Source organism: Microbacterium sp. NPDC086615, assembly GCF_040686055.1.
GTDB lineage: Bacteria > Actinomycetota > Actinomycetes > Actinomycetales > Microbacteriaceae > Microbacterium.
In genome coordinates, this window is sequence record NZ_JBFBJJ010000013.1 from 83,164 (window position 1) to 99,420 (window position 16,257).

General features: G+C 68.3%; 18 protein-coding genes. 10 read left to right on the forward strand and 8 right to left on the reverse strand.

The window, feature by feature from the left end:
• Positions 1 to 22 precede the first annotated feature (22 nt).
• Entirely contained in the window at positions 23 to 1,096 is a 1,074-nt protein-coding gene (locus tag AB0O24_RS13750; RefSeq protein ID WP_275800977.1) for a hypothetical protein, read from the reverse strand.
• A 149-nt stretch (positions 1,097 to 1,245) separates the two neighbouring features.
• Here AB0O24_RS13750 and AB0O24_RS13755 point away from each other — a divergent pair, with 149 nt between their 5' ends.
• Positions 1,246 to 2,721, forward strand: coding sequence for a glycosyltransferase family 2 protein (locus tag AB0O24_RS13755; protein ID WP_058596227.1), 1,476 nt, complete (start codon positions 1,246 to 1,248; stop codon positions 2,719 to 2,721).
• A gap of 103 nt (positions 2,722 to 2,824) precedes the next feature.
• Here AB0O24_RS13755 and AB0O24_RS13760 read toward each other — a convergent pair whose 3' ends face one another.
• Both AB0O24_RS13760 and AB0O24_RS13765 read right to left on the reverse strand, forming a co-directional pair.
• A complete protein-coding gene (locus AB0O24_RS13760; protein WP_363375607.1) occupies positions 2,825 to 3,799 on the reverse strand; it encodes a response regulator transcription factor in 975 nt (324 codons plus the stop codon).
• Between the two features lie 135 nt (positions 3,800 to 3,934).
• A complete protein-coding gene (locus AB0O24_RS13765) occupies positions 3,935 to 4,891 on the reverse strand; it encodes a glycoside hydrolase family 6 protein (protein ID WP_363375610.1) in 957 nt (318 codons plus the stop codon).
• A gap of 156 nt (positions 4,892 to 5,047) precedes the next feature.
• Here AB0O24_RS13765 and AB0O24_RS13770 point away from each other — a divergent pair, with 156 nt between their 5' ends.
• Positions 5,048 to 5,368 (forward strand): ATP-dependent DNA ligase, encoded by a 321-nt coding sequence (locus tag AB0O24_RS13770; RefSeq protein ID WP_275800974.1) that lies wholly within the window; start codon positions 5,048 to 5,050, stop codon positions 5,366 to 5,368.
• Positions 5,369 to 5,372: 4 nt separating this feature from the next.
• Here AB0O24_RS13770 and AB0O24_RS13775 read toward each other — a convergent pair whose 3' ends face one another.
• Entirely contained in the window at positions 5,373 to 5,828 is a 456-nt protein-coding gene (locus AB0O24_RS13775) for a MarR family transcriptional regulator (RefSeq protein WP_363375613.1), read from the reverse strand.
• A gap of 190 nt (positions 5,829 to 6,018) precedes the next feature.
• Here AB0O24_RS13775 and AB0O24_RS13780 point away from each other — a divergent pair, with 190 nt between their 5' ends.
• Complete coding sequence (locus tag AB0O24_RS13780; RefSeq protein WP_275800971.1) at positions 6,019 to 6,342, forward strand: hypothetical protein; 324 nt, start codon at positions 6,019 to 6,021, stop codon at positions 6,340 to 6,342.
• 7 nt (positions 6,343 to 6,349) lie between these two features.
• Here AB0O24_RS13780 and AB0O24_RS13785 read toward each other — a convergent pair whose 3' ends face one another.
• Entirely contained in the window at positions 6,350 to 6,643 is a 294-nt protein-coding gene (locus tag AB0O24_RS13785; RefSeq protein ID WP_363375616.1) for a hypothetical protein, read from the reverse strand.
• A gap of 167 nt (positions 6,644 to 6,810) precedes the next feature.
• Between AB0O24_RS13785 and AB0O24_RS13790 the strand changes: the two genes are divergently transcribed.
• The 5 genes from AB0O24_RS13790 to AB0O24_RS13810 all read left to right on the forward strand — a co-directional run bounded on the left by AB0O24_RS13790 (position 6,811) and on the right by AB0O24_RS13810 (position 10,203).
• Positions 6,811 to 7,188: a hypothetical protein gene (locus AB0O24_RS13790; protein ID WP_363375619.1), complete on the forward strand. Its 378-nt coding sequence runs from the start codon at positions 6,811 to 6,813 to the stop codon at positions 7,186 to 7,188.
• A gap of 19 nt (positions 7,189 to 7,207) precedes the next feature.
• The gene (locus AB0O24_RS13795) at positions 7,208 to 7,738 is read left to right on the forward strand and encodes a 2'-5' RNA ligase family protein (RefSeq protein ID WP_363375622.1); all 531 of its coding nucleotides are present in this window, start codon (positions 7,208 to 7,210) and stop codon (positions 7,736 to 7,738) included.
• Positions 7,732 to 8,109, forward strand: coding sequence for a PPOX class F420-dependent oxidoreductase (locus AB0O24_RS13800; protein ID WP_363375625.1), 378 nt, complete (start codon positions 7,732 to 7,734; stop codon positions 8,107 to 8,109). The genes AB0O24_RS13795 and AB0O24_RS13800 overlap by 7 nt, the downstream gene beginning before the upstream one ends.
• Before the next feature lie 274 nt (positions 8,110 to 8,383).
• Positions 8,384 to 8,875, forward strand: a complete 492-nt coding sequence (locus AB0O24_RS13805) for an FBP domain-containing protein (RefSeq protein ID WP_363375628.1) — start codon at positions 8,384 to 8,386, stop codon at positions 8,873 to 8,875.
• A gap of 509 nt (positions 8,876 to 9,384) precedes the next feature.
• A complete protein-coding gene (locus AB0O24_RS13810) occupies positions 9,385 to 10,203 on the forward strand; it encodes a helix-turn-helix transcriptional regulator (RefSeq protein WP_363375631.1) in 819 nt (272 codons plus the stop codon).
• Positions 10,204 to 10,227: 24 nt separating this feature from the next.
• Here the strand turns inward: AB0O24_RS13810 and AB0O24_RS13815 are convergent, their stop codons facing one another.
• From AB0O24_RS13815 to AB0O24_RS13825, 3 genes are all read right to left on the reverse strand, one after another.
• Positions 10,228 to 11,193, reverse strand: a complete 966-nt coding sequence (locus AB0O24_RS13815) for an LLM class F420-dependent oxidoreductase (protein WP_363375635.1) — start codon at positions 11,191 to 11,193, stop codon at positions 10,228 to 10,230.
• 106 nt (positions 11,194 to 11,299) lie between these two features.
• The gene (locus AB0O24_RS13820) at positions 11,300 to 12,322 is read right to left on the reverse strand and encodes a TerC family protein (protein ID WP_058595144.1); all 1,023 of its coding nucleotides are present in this window, start codon (positions 12,320 to 12,322) and stop codon (positions 11,300 to 11,302) included.
• A 262-nt stretch (positions 12,323 to 12,584) separates the two neighbouring features.
• Positions 12,585 to 13,157, reverse strand: coding sequence for a TetR/AcrR family transcriptional regulator (locus tag AB0O24_RS13825; RefSeq protein WP_363375638.1), 573 nt, complete (start codon positions 13,155 to 13,157; stop codon positions 12,585 to 12,587).
• Between the two features lie 113 nt (positions 13,158 to 13,270).
• Here AB0O24_RS13825 and AB0O24_RS13830 point away from each other — a divergent pair, with 113 nt between their 5' ends.
• Both AB0O24_RS13830 and AB0O24_RS13835 read left to right on the forward strand, forming a co-directional pair.
• Complete coding sequence (locus tag AB0O24_RS13830) at positions 13,271 to 15,964, forward strand: MMPL family transporter (RefSeq protein ID WP_363375641.1); 2,694 nt, start codon at positions 13,271 to 13,273, stop codon at positions 15,962 to 15,964.
• Entirely contained in the window at positions 15,961 to 16,149 is a 189-nt protein-coding gene (locus tag AB0O24_RS13835; RefSeq protein ID WP_275800959.1) for a hypothetical protein, read from the forward strand. The genes AB0O24_RS13830 and AB0O24_RS13835 overlap by 4 nt, the downstream gene beginning before the upstream one ends.
• The last annotated feature ends 108 nt before the right edge of the window (positions 16,150 to 16,257 follow it).

Below are 16,257 nucleotides of genomic sequence, written 5' to 3' on the forward strand. Positions count from 1 at the left end.
TCCCTGCCATGCTCCCCCGATGTCAGTGGGGGAGAGGCTGGCGCGGTCGGAGGCGGCGGCTCTCCATGAGCATCGAGACCCCGTCGACATCACCGACCCGGTGATGCTCGAAGAAGAGATCGGGGGTGTCGTCGTACCCGATCAGCGGCATCGCCGTGGCGAACGCGTCGCGGACGGACTGCTCGACCCGAGCGACCTCCGCGCTCGCCGGGAGGAGGAAGAAGACGGTGTCGCGCGCGGGCACCCCCGCGCCGACCGCGGACAGCGTCTCGCGGGCGGCATCCACGAGGGCGGTGAGCATCTGCTCGGCGCGCTCGTTGCTGTGGGCGGCCCGTATGAGGTCGATTTCGGGAATGCGCACGACGACCACGTCGATGGCCGAATGTTCTTCCAACAGATCGTGGGCCTCGCGTCGAAGTGCCCCGCGGTCGTGCGCTCGCGTCCCGGGGGCAGGGTCGTCGTCGAGTTGCCGGCCCATTTGGAGGGTGGCGATGGTGGCGGCGCAGATGGTGAGCGCACTCACGACCGAGGTGAGCTCTGCGGAACTGACCTTCTCCCAGAGCGGTGAGTTGATCCCCGTCGCCCCGGCGACGACCAGGCGGCTCGCGTTGTACGCGGCGAAGACCGCGAGGGATCCGGCGAGAAGGGATGTCCCGCGGATCGCGCTGATCGGTGCGCGGCGCGCCTCCATCGCGGCCAGAGTGCTGAAGGCGGCGATGCCGAAGGTCTTCCAGAGGATGGCGTCGTCGAGCGGCATGACGTACGTCACGCCGAGCATGAGAATGGCGCCGGCGCCCGCGGTGATCGCACCGATCGCGGGTCGGGCGTTGAGGCGTCGGAGTCCCGCCCACGCCAGCGCCGGGGCGAAGACGTTCGTGGCGTTACCCACGGCGGCGGCGAACGTGCCACCGCCCATCTCCTCGAGGACGTTCAGGAAAGCGCACGCGAGCGCGGCCAGTGCGGCGATCCCGAAGTAGCGCACCAGCTCGGCACGCGGCCCTCCGCGATCGTCTCCGTGACGGCCGTGGGCAAGGAAGAGCACGGTCACGGAGAGAGCGGCGGCGGCGATGGCGGCGATGAGGTCGAGGACAGCCATCGGCGGGCGCTTTCTGCTCCTGCTCCCCTGAGCGGATCTTGAGGGAATCTTGCGGGGACGATGCCGGATCCCGGCTGGCGTCTTGCGGTGAACCTACCAGAGTGGGACATGGCCGACACGCCACCCCTCCGAAACGGAAAGACACCGCCATGACCGATGCGCGCAGCTTCGCCCCTCACACCAAGGCACTCGCCTACACGTCCGACGACGTGAACGGCGGGGCGGCCTCGGAGCACGGCTTCGCCGACGACTTCGCGGCGGTGCTCGAGAACACCTCGGTCCACCGCTCGACGATCGGCTGTGTCATCCCCGCGTACAACGAGGAGGAGTCGATCGCCGCCGTGATCGAGGCGCTTCTCGGTCAGACCCGCGTGCCCGATGTCATCCATGTCGTGGTGAACAACACGTCCGACAACACCGTCAAGATCGCCTCCGAATACAGCGGCCCGCACGAGGTCGTCACCGATCTCGGCGAGCAGTTCACCGAGGTGTTCGTCCACGACATCGGCAAGAACCCCGACAAGAAGGTCGGTGCGCTCAACTACGGGTACTCGCTCGTCGAGGGCTATGACTACCTCCTGGGCGTCGACGGCGACACCATCGCCGACAGCAAAGCCGTCGAGTACCTCGAGACCGAGGCCGTCTCCGACTCCCGCATCGGTGGCATCTCGGCGATCTACACGATCGACGACCGCCCCATCAAGGGAGTGGTGGCCAAGTTCCTCACCGCCGGGCAGCGCACGCAGTTCGCGGCCTTCAACCTGCAGAACATGCTCCGTGGACGCAACATGGCCGTGCTCGGCGGGCAGTTCTCGATCTTCTCGACCAACGCGCTCCGCGACGCGATGAAGCAGAACCACCAGGTCACCCCGTGGGTCAAGGACTCGGAGGTCGAGGACTCGCTCCTCTCGCTGCAGATCAAGAGCGCCGGCTACCTGACCAAGATCAGCCCGTACGCCCGCGCCGACGTGGGTGGCATGACCACGCTCTCCGGGTACGACGCCCAGCAGGTGAAGTGGACGTACGGCGCGATCGAGCTGATGTGGCCTGGCCAGCGTGGTGACACCAAGGGCCAGCCCTTCCACCCCAACCTGCGCCTGCGGTGGTTCGAGAACTTCGGCATGCTGACGAACCTGTTCGTCCGCGTCGCGTTCCTCACCCTGCTCGCGGGATCGCTCTCGATCGGCGCGTTCGTCTTCTCGCCGCTGTGGCTCATCCCGCCCGTGATCGCCATGCTGCTGAACCTGCGCATCGCCCGCACGATGAAGGCCGTCAACCGTCGGGACATCCTGTTCGCCGTGCTCTTCTTCCCGGCCGAGATCTTCATGTGGATTCGCATCAGCCACTTCGTCCGCTCGTGGACGCGCTTCCTGTCCCGCAAGAAGGTCGACAACTGGGCGATGCAGGCCAAGGCCGAACGCGGTGGCGGACTCGGCCACTGGGCCCCGATGGTCGTGCTCCTCGCCGTCGCCGTCGCGCTCGCCGTGATCTGGGTCATGGTCGGCCCCATGGTGCAGTCGTCGATCCTGTGGATCGGGTGGCCGATCGTCGGTGTCGTCACCGTTCTGCAGACCCTCCTGATGTTCTCCAAGCTCGTCCGTCGTCACCACGGCTTCAAGGTGTGACGGACACCCGATCTGATCGCGACCCGAACGCGTCAGAAAACACGGATGCCTCGGCCCTGGGGAGGGTCGAGGCATCCGTTGTATCCGTCGGAGGGGCGAAGGATCAGGGAGCGGCCATCAACTCGGACGTGAGGCGATACCCCACCCCGCGGACCGTTTCGATGTAGCGCGGGTTCGCGGGGTTGTCGCCGAGCTTGCGACGGAGGTTGGTCATGTGCGCCTCGATCGCCCGCTTGTCGGCCTCACCGACGAAGTAGCTGGTCACGTAGGACTCGCCTCGGAGAACCAGCGTGAGGTCGGCCTTGCTCCGCACGCGTCGCTTCGACTCCATGAGCGTCGCCAGGAGGTCGAACTCGGTGCGCGTCAGCTCCAGTTCGTCGCCGCCGACGAGCACGATCCGGCTGTCGGGGTCGAGCTGGAGGTCGCGGTGCACGATCCAGGGGCCGCCGCCAGGGGTGACGGCGTTGTTCGATCGGGCGACGACGTCGGACGACGGGCGCGCCGCGAGTTCCGCGCCGGCGTGTTCCCGGGGCTCCGGGCCCTGGGATGAGGGAACGACGACGGGGACGCTCGTCGCGGCGGGTGGGGGAGCCGTCGGCGGGACGGCAGCGGGTGCCTGCTGTTCGGCCGGGCGGGCAGCCGGGAAGGACGGGCCCACGCTGTCCTGTCGCGGGGCGGCACCAGCGGTCCCGCCGGCGCGGGGCCGGCGCAGAAGCGCCTCGATGCGCGCGCGCAGCTCGCGCGGTCGGAACGGTTTCACGACGTACTCGTCGGCACCGGCGCCGAGTCCGAGGACGACGTCGGCCTCCTCCTCGAGCCCGGTCAGCATGATGATGTACGTGTCGCTCTGCGCCCGGATCCGTCGCGCGGCTTCGAAGCCGTCGATGCCCGGCATGTTGACGTCGAGAGTGGTGATGAGGGGCTGATAGGCGATGACGGCGCGAACCCCGTCGATGCCGTTGCCGACGGAGACCGTCGAGAAACCGGCCGCTTCCAAGACCTCGACGAGGAGATGACGGATATCCGGATCGTCTTCCACGATCACGGCCGTCTTCAGCATCTCCGTGCTGTCGCTCATCGCACCCACTCTTCTGGTTCGCACGAAAACGTGCCCGCGTTCTCCCCCGAGACGCGGCGGCCACACGGACCGAGCCACATCTTTACACACTTTCGCGAACCCCTGGGCGGCGCGGGGACTGTTCGACGCGTGGTGTCAGCGGCTCTCGCGCGTGAGTTCGACCGCGGCGGCGGGCCACCAGGTTCCCGCGGGAGGTCCTCCGTTGCACTCGCCGTCGCTTTCGCCGGGGGGCTTGATCCACAGCGTCGTGTCGACGACTCCGTCGCCGAAGGAGCCGCCTGCCGGCCCGACGAGCCGTCCGGCAGGGTTGCACCACTCGGAACCGGCCGGGCCGGCACCGTTGCGCGACGTGTCGATCACCGCGTGCGTCCCCCCGAGTCGCTCGGACAGGGCGTGCGCATAGGCGAACTCCGCCGCGGTGTCCTGGTAATTCGACACGTTCAGCGCCACCCCGCGCACGTCGCCGATGAGGCCCGTGGCCGAGATCAGCGAGGCCATCTCGTCGACCGGATGCCACGCGGAGTGGCCGCCATCGAGGTAAATCCACGTGTTCGTCCCGCGGACGTTCTCGACGGCGGTCTTGAGGTAGCCCGCGCGATCCGCGGGAGAACCGCACGAGGACGACAACGCGATGCTGTCGGGCTCGAGGATCACGATCTTCTGCACGTCGGGTGCGTTGCGAAGCGCATCGCCGATCCGCGCGGTCCAGTCGCGGTAGGATTCGGGGTCCAGTCCACCGGCCGAGTGATTCCCGCAGTCGCGGTCCGGCAGCCCATAGACGGCGACGGAGAGGGCGGCATCCTGATCCCGAGCCTCGGAGGCGAGATGAGCGACGCGGTCCCAGACCTCGTCGACGGGGTCGATCTCGGGGGTCAGCCAATATGTCGTGGGCTGAGCGGCGAGCCACGTCGCGGCGGCGGCTTCGTCGGGCGTGGCCGAGGCATCGCCGGCGGCTTTCGCGGCCTTCGATTCGTCCGGAGCGACGATGCGGGTGTCGACGGCGGGCGGACGGGCGGCGAGGGTCTGGAAAAGCGAGGACACCAGGTTCCCGACGACGGCTATCGCGGCGATGAGCGCAACGACGAGCACCACGGCACCCACCAGGAAAACGACCCGAGGAATGCGACGGCGCTGCCGGCTCGGACGATGCGCTCTCCCCACGCACTGGACTCTATCCGAGCGTGGGTTGATCGAGGGCGTTGTTCCTTCTCGGGTAATTAATCGAACGCCGCCATGTAATCTGTTTTCGTGGGAAAACTGGTTTACAACGCGCTGGGTCATTCCTTCGATATCGAGGACAGAACGCTTTCCCACTTGCGCATGGTGTTCATGAACAAGCTGCGCCGCGGAGAACCCTTCATGTTCCATTTCCCGGTCGGGGACGGAAGCGGGACGCGGACGCTCTGGATCCACCCGTCGATCCCCCTCGTCTTCCACTTCTACGGCAGCCGACCGCCGCAGCTGAACCGCCGCTGGATCGATGAGCTCATGCACGAAGCGAGCTCGGCGAACGGCCTGACCGTGATCGCCGAACCGGAGCCGGATTCGCCCGAGGCTCGCCCGGCTTAGTGCTTCAGCGGCATTCGGCGTCGACGACCTCGCGCACCTGGTCGAGGAAGGTCGCGAGGTGGCCGGCCGCGTCAGCGGGGAGGGTGAGGGCGAACTCCCTGATCCGCGCGGTGACGGGATCGATGGCGTCGGCGTCGACGGATCGATCGAACGGCACGACGAACTTGCTGCGCCGGTCGTCGGGGTTCGCGATGAACCCGATCAGGCCGCCGGCGTGCAGCCGGTCGAGCATCCCTGTCACCGATGCGGTGGACACGCCGAGCGCCTGAGCGATCTCGGTCGGCGTCACCGTCTGCGCGTCGTCGGCGCGCTCGAGAATCAACCGCATGGCAGCCCGGGCGTTCTCGCTCGGGCCGCAATCGGTCTGGCGTCGACGGGCGAGGCGTGCCTCGGCCAGGCGCAGACGCTCGACGGCGCGGGCGGCAACCGTCGAAGGGTCGTCGTTCTCCACGATCGTCATCGTTCTCCTGTCGCCCGGACCGCCCGATCGCACAGTCTAGTTAGGTAAACGAGAATCACGCATGCCTATGGATCTCGCGGGATAGCGGATAGTTCATTTCGGGACGTGGAAAAGTCACTCTTCGCACTAGGAGATAGTTAGGGAATCTAGTAAAATTTTTGTTACGACGAACTCCGGAAGGAGGCCCGCGATGGGCTCCTTGTTCTACGGGTCCTCCGCGGACCCCATCCAGATGCCGGACCGCGTGTTGGCGCACGTCAAAGTCGTGATCGCGACGAAGCTCCGACGGGGGGAGAGCTTTACCCTCTCGTGGCGGCATCCCGAAGGCGAGGCCGTGGGACGGAGCACGATCTGGCTCCAGCCCTCGATCCCGCTGCGTTTCGTCTTCGGCGATAGTGAGCCCGAGATGCTCGATCCGTCTCTGCTCCAGTTGTACGCCAACTCGGCGAACTCGTCCGGCGGACTGACCGTCGACATCGGTGCGACGGAACGGTCCGCCCCACTTTCCGCGTAAGTCCGGGTCAGACCGCAGCGACGGCGCGACGGCGCGCGATCAGCGACACCCACTCCCACGCCGGGCACCGCGGGACGCCCCGCGCCAAGACGTGCTCCCATGCCTCGACGTATACCTCTTCGAGGAGAAGCGCGGACCGTGTCGCATTCCGCGTCAGGACCAGAAGCACGGCATGGATGCGGGGAGCCGTGAGGTCGTAGAACTCGCCGAAGGCGTCTCGGTCTCCCGCTGAGGCGCGTGTGAGGAGGGTGTCGGCATCAGCGTCATCGGTCGCCGCCGGCGGCATCTCCGTGATGGTCACGCGCTCCTCCTCTCGCTGGTGGTCACAGTCAAACGCCGTCCTGCGGGCGGAGGCCGGGGGTTGCGCGAACCGACCTCCTCGCGTAGGCGCCGGGGACGGTTCACCCCGCCGCGCGCCCGCCCGTCAAGCCCGCGTTCGACGTGAGCGGCGGAGCCTACGGTGAGGTCATGAAATCGCTCGTACGGAGGACGCTCGCAGCGGCCATGATCTTCGCCGGCGTCTCCCACCTGACGTTCGCGCGTCGCGACTTCCAGGCCCAGGTGCCCGACGCTCTCGTGGAACGGCTTCCCCTCGATCGCGACCTGGTGGTCGTGGCATCCGGAGTCGTCGAAGCGGGCTTCGGTCTCGCCCTGATCGCTCTTCCGCGGGAACGTCGGCGGATCGGCGCGGCTCTTGCGGCCTTCTTCATCGCGATCTTCCCCGGGAACGTCGATCAGTGGCGCAAGCGGCGCTCTGCCTTCGGGCTCGACACGGACCGCAAGCGCTTCACGCGTCTGTTCTTCCAGCCCGCGCTCGTGGCCGCGGCGTGGTGGTCTACGCGCTGACATACGTATGAAGTCCGTCGTGAGCATCGAGCTCACCTTCGACGAATCATCGGATGCCGCGGTGCGACGCGAGTGGGACGCCCTGCTCGCGGCCGGCTTGCCCAGTCAGGCGCAGCACACGGGCGCGAGCAATCGCCCGCACGTGACGATGCTGGTGCGCTCCTCCCTGAACGAGATCGACGGTTCGACGTTCGAGGACGGGCTGCCCCTGGGCCTGACGCTCGGGGCTCCCGTGCTTTTCGGCCTGGGACGGAGCCGAGTGCTCGCCCGTTCGGTCGTTCCGTCGGCGGCCCTGCTGCGCCTGCATGCCGCCATCCACGCCGAGGCGGGATCGATCGGCGAGGGCGATCACACCGCTCCGGGCGCATGGACGCCCCACGTCACTCTCGCGCGCCGCGTTCTTCTCGAGCATCTCTCCGAGGCGTTGACCGTCGTGGCCGCAGCCGGTGGCGGCGAGCTGTACGTGCGGGCGACGTGCCTGCGGCGCTGGGATGCCGCTGACCGCACCACTACCCACATAGCCGGACGTGGCACCCTGGAACCGTGCTGACCGACGACGCGCTCTCCTTCCTCCGCGAGTATCACCTCGCGACGCTGTCGACCGTGGGGCGACGGGGGAGGATCCACGCCGTGCCCGTCGGGTTCACCTACGAGGACGGCGTGGTGCGGATCATCGGATCCCGTGGGACGCAGAAGTTCGTCAACGCCGAGCGCAGCGGCCGCGCGGCGGTGTGCTCCGTCGACAGGGCTCGATGGATCAGCTTCGAGGGTCCGGCACGCGTCACCGACGACCCCGAGGCGGTCGCACACGCCGTCGAGCTGTACGCGGCGCGTTACCGCCAGCCGCGCGTCAATCCCGAGCGCGTCGTGCTCGAGATGACCGTCGAGCGCGTCCTCGGCTCTCAGCCGTTCCGCGCCTGAGCGGCGTACCCTGGAGACATGCCCCCCGTCTCCTCGTCGATGCCCACCGGGCGTGAGGGGGTCGTCGGCGTGCGAAACGCCGGCGGCAGAGGCGCCGACCGCGCCGTTTCTCTCGCCGGCTGACCGGCGCCGGCGCGGGCCCGACATCTCGGGTCGCGCCCTTCCGCCCACCGCCCCCCTCGGGCGGCCGGGTCTCCGCTCGCGCGCAGCACTGCTGCGCGCGGCATTCTGCTGCACGGCCGATGGTCGCGCAGCCCATCGACGGGATTCCTTCATGCACGCTCTCACCCCTGCCTCCGTACGCTCTTCGTTCGTCAATGTCTCGACGCGCGAACGCAACGCCCTGGTCATCCCCACCGATCTCGACGGGAACGACTGGGACCGCTTGGACTACTTCGGTTGGCGCGACCCCAAGACGCCCCTCCTCGGGTTCGTCGTCGCCGAGATCGACGGAAAGCCGGTCGGTCTGCAACTGCGCCAGGCCGAGCAGCCCACGCGGTCACGTCCGCAGTGCTCCTGGTGCGCCGACGTGACGCTGCCCAACGACGTCGTCTTCTTCGCCGCTCGGCGCGCGGGCAAGGCGGGCCGCGCGGGAAACACCGTGGGCACCCTGCTCTGCGCGAACTTCGAGTGCTCGCGGAACGTCCGGCGTCTCGATCCTCCGGCGTACCTCGGGCACGATGCCGCGGCCGCACGGGACCGCCGCATCGAGGGTCTGCGCGCGCACGTCGACAGCTTCTTCCGCGACCTGCGCGACGGAGCCTGACGACACCGATGCCCCGCCGTTCCGCACGATCGGGCGGCGGGGATGCGGGCAGGATGGTGAGCGCGTGCGCACCCGCGTCCACGACATCGCTCGCTCCGGCAACCGCCCCGCGCTCCGACGGGCGTCGAAGTCCTCCGGGAGCCGAGGCATTGCCTGTTGTGCGGGATGCCACGATCCCGGGCGATGTGTTCCAGGGCGTGCTCGTCACGGACGGCCTTCCCGTCCGCGCCGCTCTCGCGGTAATCTTCAGTGTCTCCCCCGGGCATCCATTCGCAATACTCGACGCCTGAGGGGAGAGCGTTGGTCGACGTGTCCTTCGGCGAGCAACCGGGGAGGGCATCGGGGGTGCCCAAGAACCATGCCGCTCTCGCCGCGGCACCTGCCGCTCTCGTCGAGGGAGGGTATTCCTTGGCGACCATCTCACGGCTGGTCCGCGTTCAGCAGCGGCGTCTGCCGCAGTGGGGGGACGATGCCCCTGTCGCAGATGCACCCGCGGTGAGGGAGCAGCGATGAGTGAAGACCTCGAATCCGACCGTCTCGACGAGGTCCTCCGTGCGCTCGCCGATCGAGTCAGGCTCCTCCGCGGAGGTCGAGGAATGTCGCTGAGCGACCTCGCCTTCGAGTCAGCACTCTCGGAGAGTCGACTGCGCGCCGTCGAGTCGGGCCGCGCCGCACCCTCGCTGGCCACGCTCGTAGCGATCGCCGACACCTTCGAGATCGGTCTCGCCGACCTGTTCGAAGACGCGACGAAGACGGCGAGCAACGGTGCGGATGCCGAGCCCCTGAGCCCGTACGTCGTGCCGAGCCCCGTCGTGTGGGGAGGAGAGATTCCCCCGGCCCCCTGGGTCACCGCTTCGGGCGACACAGCGCGTGAAGTCGAGGTGCCTGATGAGCGGCATCCGGTGAGGGGTGCATCGGACGTTCCACCGTTCCAGCCCGCGGAGAAGGTCTGGGGCGGCCCGCTTCCGCAGGCACCCTGGGTGCCGCAGGAACCGCTCGGGACGGACGAGGTCGTCGTTCCGTCGGCGCGCATGACGTCGACGCCCGCGGCAACCCACGCCCACGACTACGCGCTCGCCAATGGGATGAGAAAGAAGTCCGCCTACGTCTTCGTGGCTCCGGGTGCCTCGGCGAAACCGGCCCCCCGGACCTTCGCGGATCTGCGGACCGGCGCATTGGCCGGACGGGATTTCCGCTCTCTCCAGGAGTTCGCCGTAGCCTCCGTCGTCGAGGGCGGGTACGCGCTCGCCGACGTCGCGCGGGTCTTCCGCATCCCGTCGTGGCGGCTCGACCAGTGGGTGCGCGAGACCGGGCACACCCCGCACTGACGGATGTGCCCGGCGCCGCCGGGCCTAGAGCGCGCGGAGCTTCTCGAGAAGAGGGGCGGCGATCTCGTCGACGAACCGCTGCTGCTGCTCGTCTCCGACCTGCACGATCGCGATGTCGGTGAAGCCCGCATCGATGAACGGGCGCACGCTCTCCGCGAGCTCATCGAGGTCGGGGCCGCACGCGATCGAGTCGGCGACGTCTTCGGGGCGCACGAACTGCGAGGCCCCCGCGAAGCCGGCCGGCGTGGGAAGGTCGGCGTTCACAGCCCACCCTCCGGCGAACCAGCGGAACTGGTCGTGAGCGCGGGCGACAGCGGCATCCTTGTCCGGATCCCAGCTGAACGGGATCTGACCGATCTTACGGGACTCGCCCTCGTGGTGCTCGTCCCACCCCTTCACGATGTCGCCGTCGGGCTCGGTCGTGATGAGGTGGTCGCCCAGCGGCGCGAAGCGCTCGATCGAGTGCTCGCCCGAGACCGCGACCCCGATCGGGACCCCGCCCTCGGGGGCGTCCCAGACGCGTGCCGAATCGACGCGGAAGTACTCGCCGTCGTAGGTCACCAGATCGCCGGTGTGCAGGGCGCGGATGATCTCGATCGCTTCGACGAGCATGTCCTGACGGGCGTGCACCGCGGGCCATCCCTCTCCCACCACGTGCTCGTTGAGGTTCTCGCCAGACCCCAGCCCGAGGGTGAATCGCCCCTCGGAGAGCAGCTGCAGCGTGGCCGCCTTCTGCGCCACGACAGCGGGGTGGTATCTCACCGTCGGGCAGGTGACGTAGGTCATCAACTCCACGTTCGAGGTCGCGTGCGCGACCGCTCCGAGGACCGTCCAGGCGTAGGGCGCGTGGCCTTGGCTGGTGAGCCAGGGGGAGTAGTGGTCGCTGGAGACCAGGAAGTCGTAGCCCGCGCGCTCGGCGCCGACGGCGTAATCGACGAGCGCCCGGGGGCCGCTCTGCTCGGTCATGAGGGTGTACCCGAATCGCGTCATGCGGGCCACGGTAGGCCGCACGCGTATGGCGCTCGCCGGGGTTGCGCGTCGGCGTCGGATACGGCAGCGGGCCCGCGGTGTGCGCCGCGGGCCCGTCAGCGCAGCGTCAATCCTCCGGCGCGTGGATCACCTTCTCGTCGTCGAAGGTCGTTCGATCGGCCTTCTGAGCATCGTTCCGCGTCTTGCGCAGGCTGAGCCAGGTCGCCACCGCCACCGTCGCGGCGATGAACAGCAGCGAGAACCAGATCGGGATCTCCGGCACCCACAGCAGCGGCTCGCCGCCGTTGATGAAGGGCACCTCGTTGACGTGGAGAGCGTGGAAGACGAGCTTCACGCCGATGAACGCGAGGATGACGGCCAGGCCCTGCGCCAGATACACGAGGCGTTCCAGCAGACCGCCGATGAGGAAGTACAGCTGGCGCAGGCCCATCAGGGCGAAGGCGTTGGCAGTGAAGACGATGTACGCCTCTTTCGTGAGGCCGTAGATCGCGGGGATCGAGTCGACGGCGAAGACGAGGTCGATGAAGCCGATCGCGATGATCACCAGGAGCATGGGCGTGACGAACCGCTTGCCGTCCTTGCGCACCGTCATCTTGTCGCCGTTGTACTCCTCGCTGACGGGGAGGATGCGCCGCACGAACTGCATGAACTTGCCGTTGGCGGGGTCGCTGTCGCCGTGGGAGAACGCCTGCTTGTAAGCGAGGAAGAGCAGGAGGGCGCCGAAGAGGTAGAAGATCCACGAGAAGTTCTCGATGAGAGCCGCGCCGACGGCGATGAATCCTCCGCGCATGATGAGCGCGATGACGATGCCGATCATCAGCACCTTCTGCTGGTACTTCTTGGGCACCGCGAACCCGGTCATGATGATCAGGAACACGAAGAGGTTGTCGATCGACAGCGCCTTCTCGGTCAGATACCCGGCGAAGTACTCGCCGCCGTAGGTCCAGCCCGAGAACACGCCGATGCCGACCCCGAACAGCAGGGCGAGACCGATGTAGAAGGCGGACCATCGGGCGGATTCGCCGATGGTCGGTTCGTGGGGCTTACGGACGTGGACGAAGAACTCGAACACGAAGAACGCGATCGTCACGGCGATCGTGATGATCCAGATGAGCGGGGTGACGCCCATGGAGACCTCCAAGGGAAATAGGTGTACGACAAGACACCAAGGTCTCCTCCACCCGGTGAGATGGGCCGACGTCCCGGGTCCACGATGGCGTGGCCGTATTGACGAGAACGTCGCGGTGGGAGTACTCCCCTTGCTGAATGCGATTCTAGCGGACGCGCGTCACCACGCGGGGGCTGGACCTCGATCCGCGCGCTGTGCTAGTCCGTGGAGGGGTCGCCGTGCGGGTGCCGTGTACGGGTCGTGCAGCGTCACTGTCCTCGGGTCAGGGGACTGGGGGCGACCCGCTCGTGACGACGTCGACGAGGGCGCGCATGTCGTCGGCGTCGAAGTCCTCGCGACTGAGCGCTCGCAGGATCACCGCGCCGAGCAGTGCCTCCGCGCCCGCCTCGAGGCGCGCCCCGCTCGTTCCGCCCATCGCCTGCGACAGACGCTCCATGAGGGGCGCGGCGAGGATGGCCTCGCGAAGGCGGCAGCCGATCTCGGCGTTCTCCGCGGCCGCGGCGACGAACGATCGTAGGAGCCCCTCTCCGTCGGGGCTCGCGCGCAGGGCGAACAGCTCGGTGAGCCACGCCGCGAGGTCGGCGCGTGCGTCGCCCGTGTCGGGAAGGTGACGGCGACCGCCCAGGAGGTGACCCTCGAGGATCGCCTCGGCGATCACGTCTCCCTTGCTCGACCACCAGCGATAGATCGTCTGCTTCCCGACGCCCGCGCGCCGCGCGATGCCCTCGATCGTGAGGTGGTCGTACCCGCTTTCGGCAAACAGCGCTGCCGCTGCCTCGAGGATCGCCAGGCGGGCGGCCTCACTGCGAACGGGGCCACTGCGCGGAAGAGCCATGTCACACATTCTGAATGAGGTCCCCAGAAAAGACGAGACGGTCCGTGTTATCTTTACGCCGACTGGTCGGAGCCGACGGTGCTCTCTTGTGCGCCACGCGAGAGGAACCCTTCATGGCCGAACTGCTGCACCGCCTCGGGACGTTCGCAGCCCGCCGGGCATGGACCGTGATCGTCGCCTGGGCCGTCATCCTGGGGATCGTGGTCGGCGGCTTCCTCATCGGGTTCAAGGGCCTCAGCTCGAGTTTCGACATCCCCGGGACGGCATCCGGAGACGTCATCGCGAAACTCCAGAACGAGCTGCCCGACTTCAGCGGGGCCTCCGGCACGGTCGTGTTCCGCACCGCCGACGGATCCGCTCTCACCGACGCGCAGAAGAGCGAGATCAGTGCGCTCGTCGCGTCCGCGGACGATCTCCCCGACGTGGCACGGGTCACCGACCCTTTCTCGGCCCAACAGCAGCTGGACGACCAGCGACAACAGGTCGTCGATGGTCGCCAGCAGCTCGCGGATGCGCGCACGCAAGCGGAAGCGGGGCAGCAGCAGCTCGACGCGGGCGCGGCCCAACTCGACGCGGGGCAGCAGCAACTCGCCGCCGGTCGAGCCCAGGTCGAGGCGGCACCTCTCCCGAATGCGCAGAAGCAGGCGCAGCTCGACGCCCTCGACGCGCAGCAGGCGCAGCTCGATCAGCAGCGCGCCGCGCTCGAGCAGCAGCGAACGCAGGTGACCGACGGGCTCGCGCAGATCGCGGCGCAGGAGACGCAGCTCGCCGACGGTGCCGAACTTCTCACGTTCGCGGATGCCGTCCGCCTGGTCTCCGAGGACGGATCGACCGCGATCGTCAACGTCTCCTTCGACAAGCCCCGGCTCGAGCTCCCCGAGGCGTCGAAAGAAGCCGTGGTCGAGCACTTCACCGCCGAACCCCTTCGGGGGGCCGACGTGGCGTTCAACACCGAGATCTCGCAGGGCGTGCCCGAGATCCTCGGTGTCGGCGAGGCCATCGGCGTCGCGATCGCGGCGATCGTCCTCATCGTCGTGCTCGGTTCGCTGCTCGCCGCGTCGTTCCCGATCATCACGGCGCTCGTCGGCGTAGCCATCGGCGCCATGGCGACCCTGTCCTTCTCGGGTCTGGTGCAGATGGCATCCGTGACCCCGATCCTCGGGGTGATGCTCGGCCTGACCGTCGGGATCGACTACGCCCTGTTCATCCTCTACCGCCATCGTCGGCAGCTTCTGCAGGGGGCCGACGTGGTCGAGTCCATCGGCTTGGCCAACGGCACGGCGGGCAACGCCGTGGTGTTCGCCGGCACGACGGTGATCGTCGCCCTGCTCGCGTTGAACATCACCGGCATTCCGTTCCTCGGCCTCATGGGCACCGCCGGCGCGGTGAGCGTCCTCGTCGCCGTGCTGATTGCGGTGTCGCTCATTCCCGCGCTGCTGGGCCTGGCGGGCACGCGAATCCTCAGCAAGAAGGCGCGTGCCCGTGCGGCAGCCGCGACCGACGCGTCGGCGCACTCCGGGCGCGACACCCGCCCGGCCTCGGTCGACGTCGACGAACACCCGCGCCGGGCTGCTCGGACCGGCACCGTTCCTGTCGCGACCGTGGGCCGGCCCGTGCGCCCCATGTCGACGCTCCGTGCCGTCGTCACCATGGTGGTGGCCACGGCCGCGCTGCTCGTCATCGCCGTTCCCGCTCTCTCGATGCGCCTCGGTCTTCCCGACGGAGGATCCGAGGCGGAGGATTCCACCGCCTATCGGGCCTTCACCTGGACAGAAGAGGCTTTCGGTGCGGGTGCCAACGCTCCGCTGCTCGTCACGGCCTCCCTTCCCGCCGGCACGACGGAGGGCGACGTGCAGGGCCTGCAGCTCGACGTCGCGCGTGAGCTTTTCGCCCAGGACGACGTGGCCGCAGTGGCCCCAGTCGCAGTGTCCGACGACCGCACGCTCGCCGCGTTCCAGGTCATCCCGCAAGAGGGGCCCAACGCGGTGTCGACCGAGCAGCTCGTGCGCGATCTGCGGGCTCTGCCGCCGGTGAACGGCGACATCGACCTCGGCGTCGCGGGAGCCGCGGCGATCAACATCGACATCTCCGAGGGGCTGGCCGATGTGCTGCCGATCTACCTCGTCGTGGTCGTCGGGCTGTCGTTCCTGATCATGGTCATGGTCTTCCGCTCGCTGCTGGTGCCGCTGATCGCGACGGCTGGCTTCGTGCTCTCGCTGTTCGCGACCTACGGCGCGGTCACGGCGGTGTTCCAGTGGGGATGGCTCGGCGGGCTGCTCGGCGTGCACAACCCGGGGCCGATCCTGAGCTTCCTGCCGGTCATCCTCGTCGGCATCCTGTTCGGTCTCGCCATGGACTACCAGCTCTTCCTCGCCACCGGAATGCGCGAAGCGTGGGCACACGGGGCGGCACCGAGGCTGGCCGTCGCGCAAGGTTTCCGTGCCGGTCGTACCGTCGTGACGGCGGCAGCGATCATCATGATCGCGGTGTTCTCGGGATTCATCGCCTCCGACTCGGTCATCATCAAGTCGATGGGCCTCGGACTCGCCCTCGGCGTGCTGTTCGACGCGTTCATCGTGCGCATGCTCCTGGTTCCGGCGATCATGCACGTTCTCGGCGGTTCCGCCTGGTGGCTGCCCCGCTGGCTCGACCGAATCGTGCCCAACGTCGACGTCGAAGGGGCCGCCCTCGAGCGCCGCCACCCCATGCACTCATCATCCCGCGACCATCCGCGCAAGCCCCGGACGGTCGCAGGCGACGGGCGTCAGGATGCCGGTGATCACCGATTCCGAGGAGGACGACGATGACCGATCGAGAAGAGACACAGGACGCCCCCGTCATGGACGGTGCCACGGACGCGGCACCCGAGGAGAAGAAGGCCGGCGCACAGGAGCAGCGTTCCGCTGATGCCGCCGTGGAGGACGACGATCTTCCGAACGAGGACCTGCAGGACGATCTGCGCAGCATCCGCGCCTACGGCGAAGACCGCTGACGACCCGCCTAAAGAGCGGCGGCCCTCGTCCGGAGCCAGGTGGGGGAGAGGCTCGACGGACGAGGGTCGTCGCACGCGCCGGTGAAGGGGCGTCATCCGCGCCGGCGA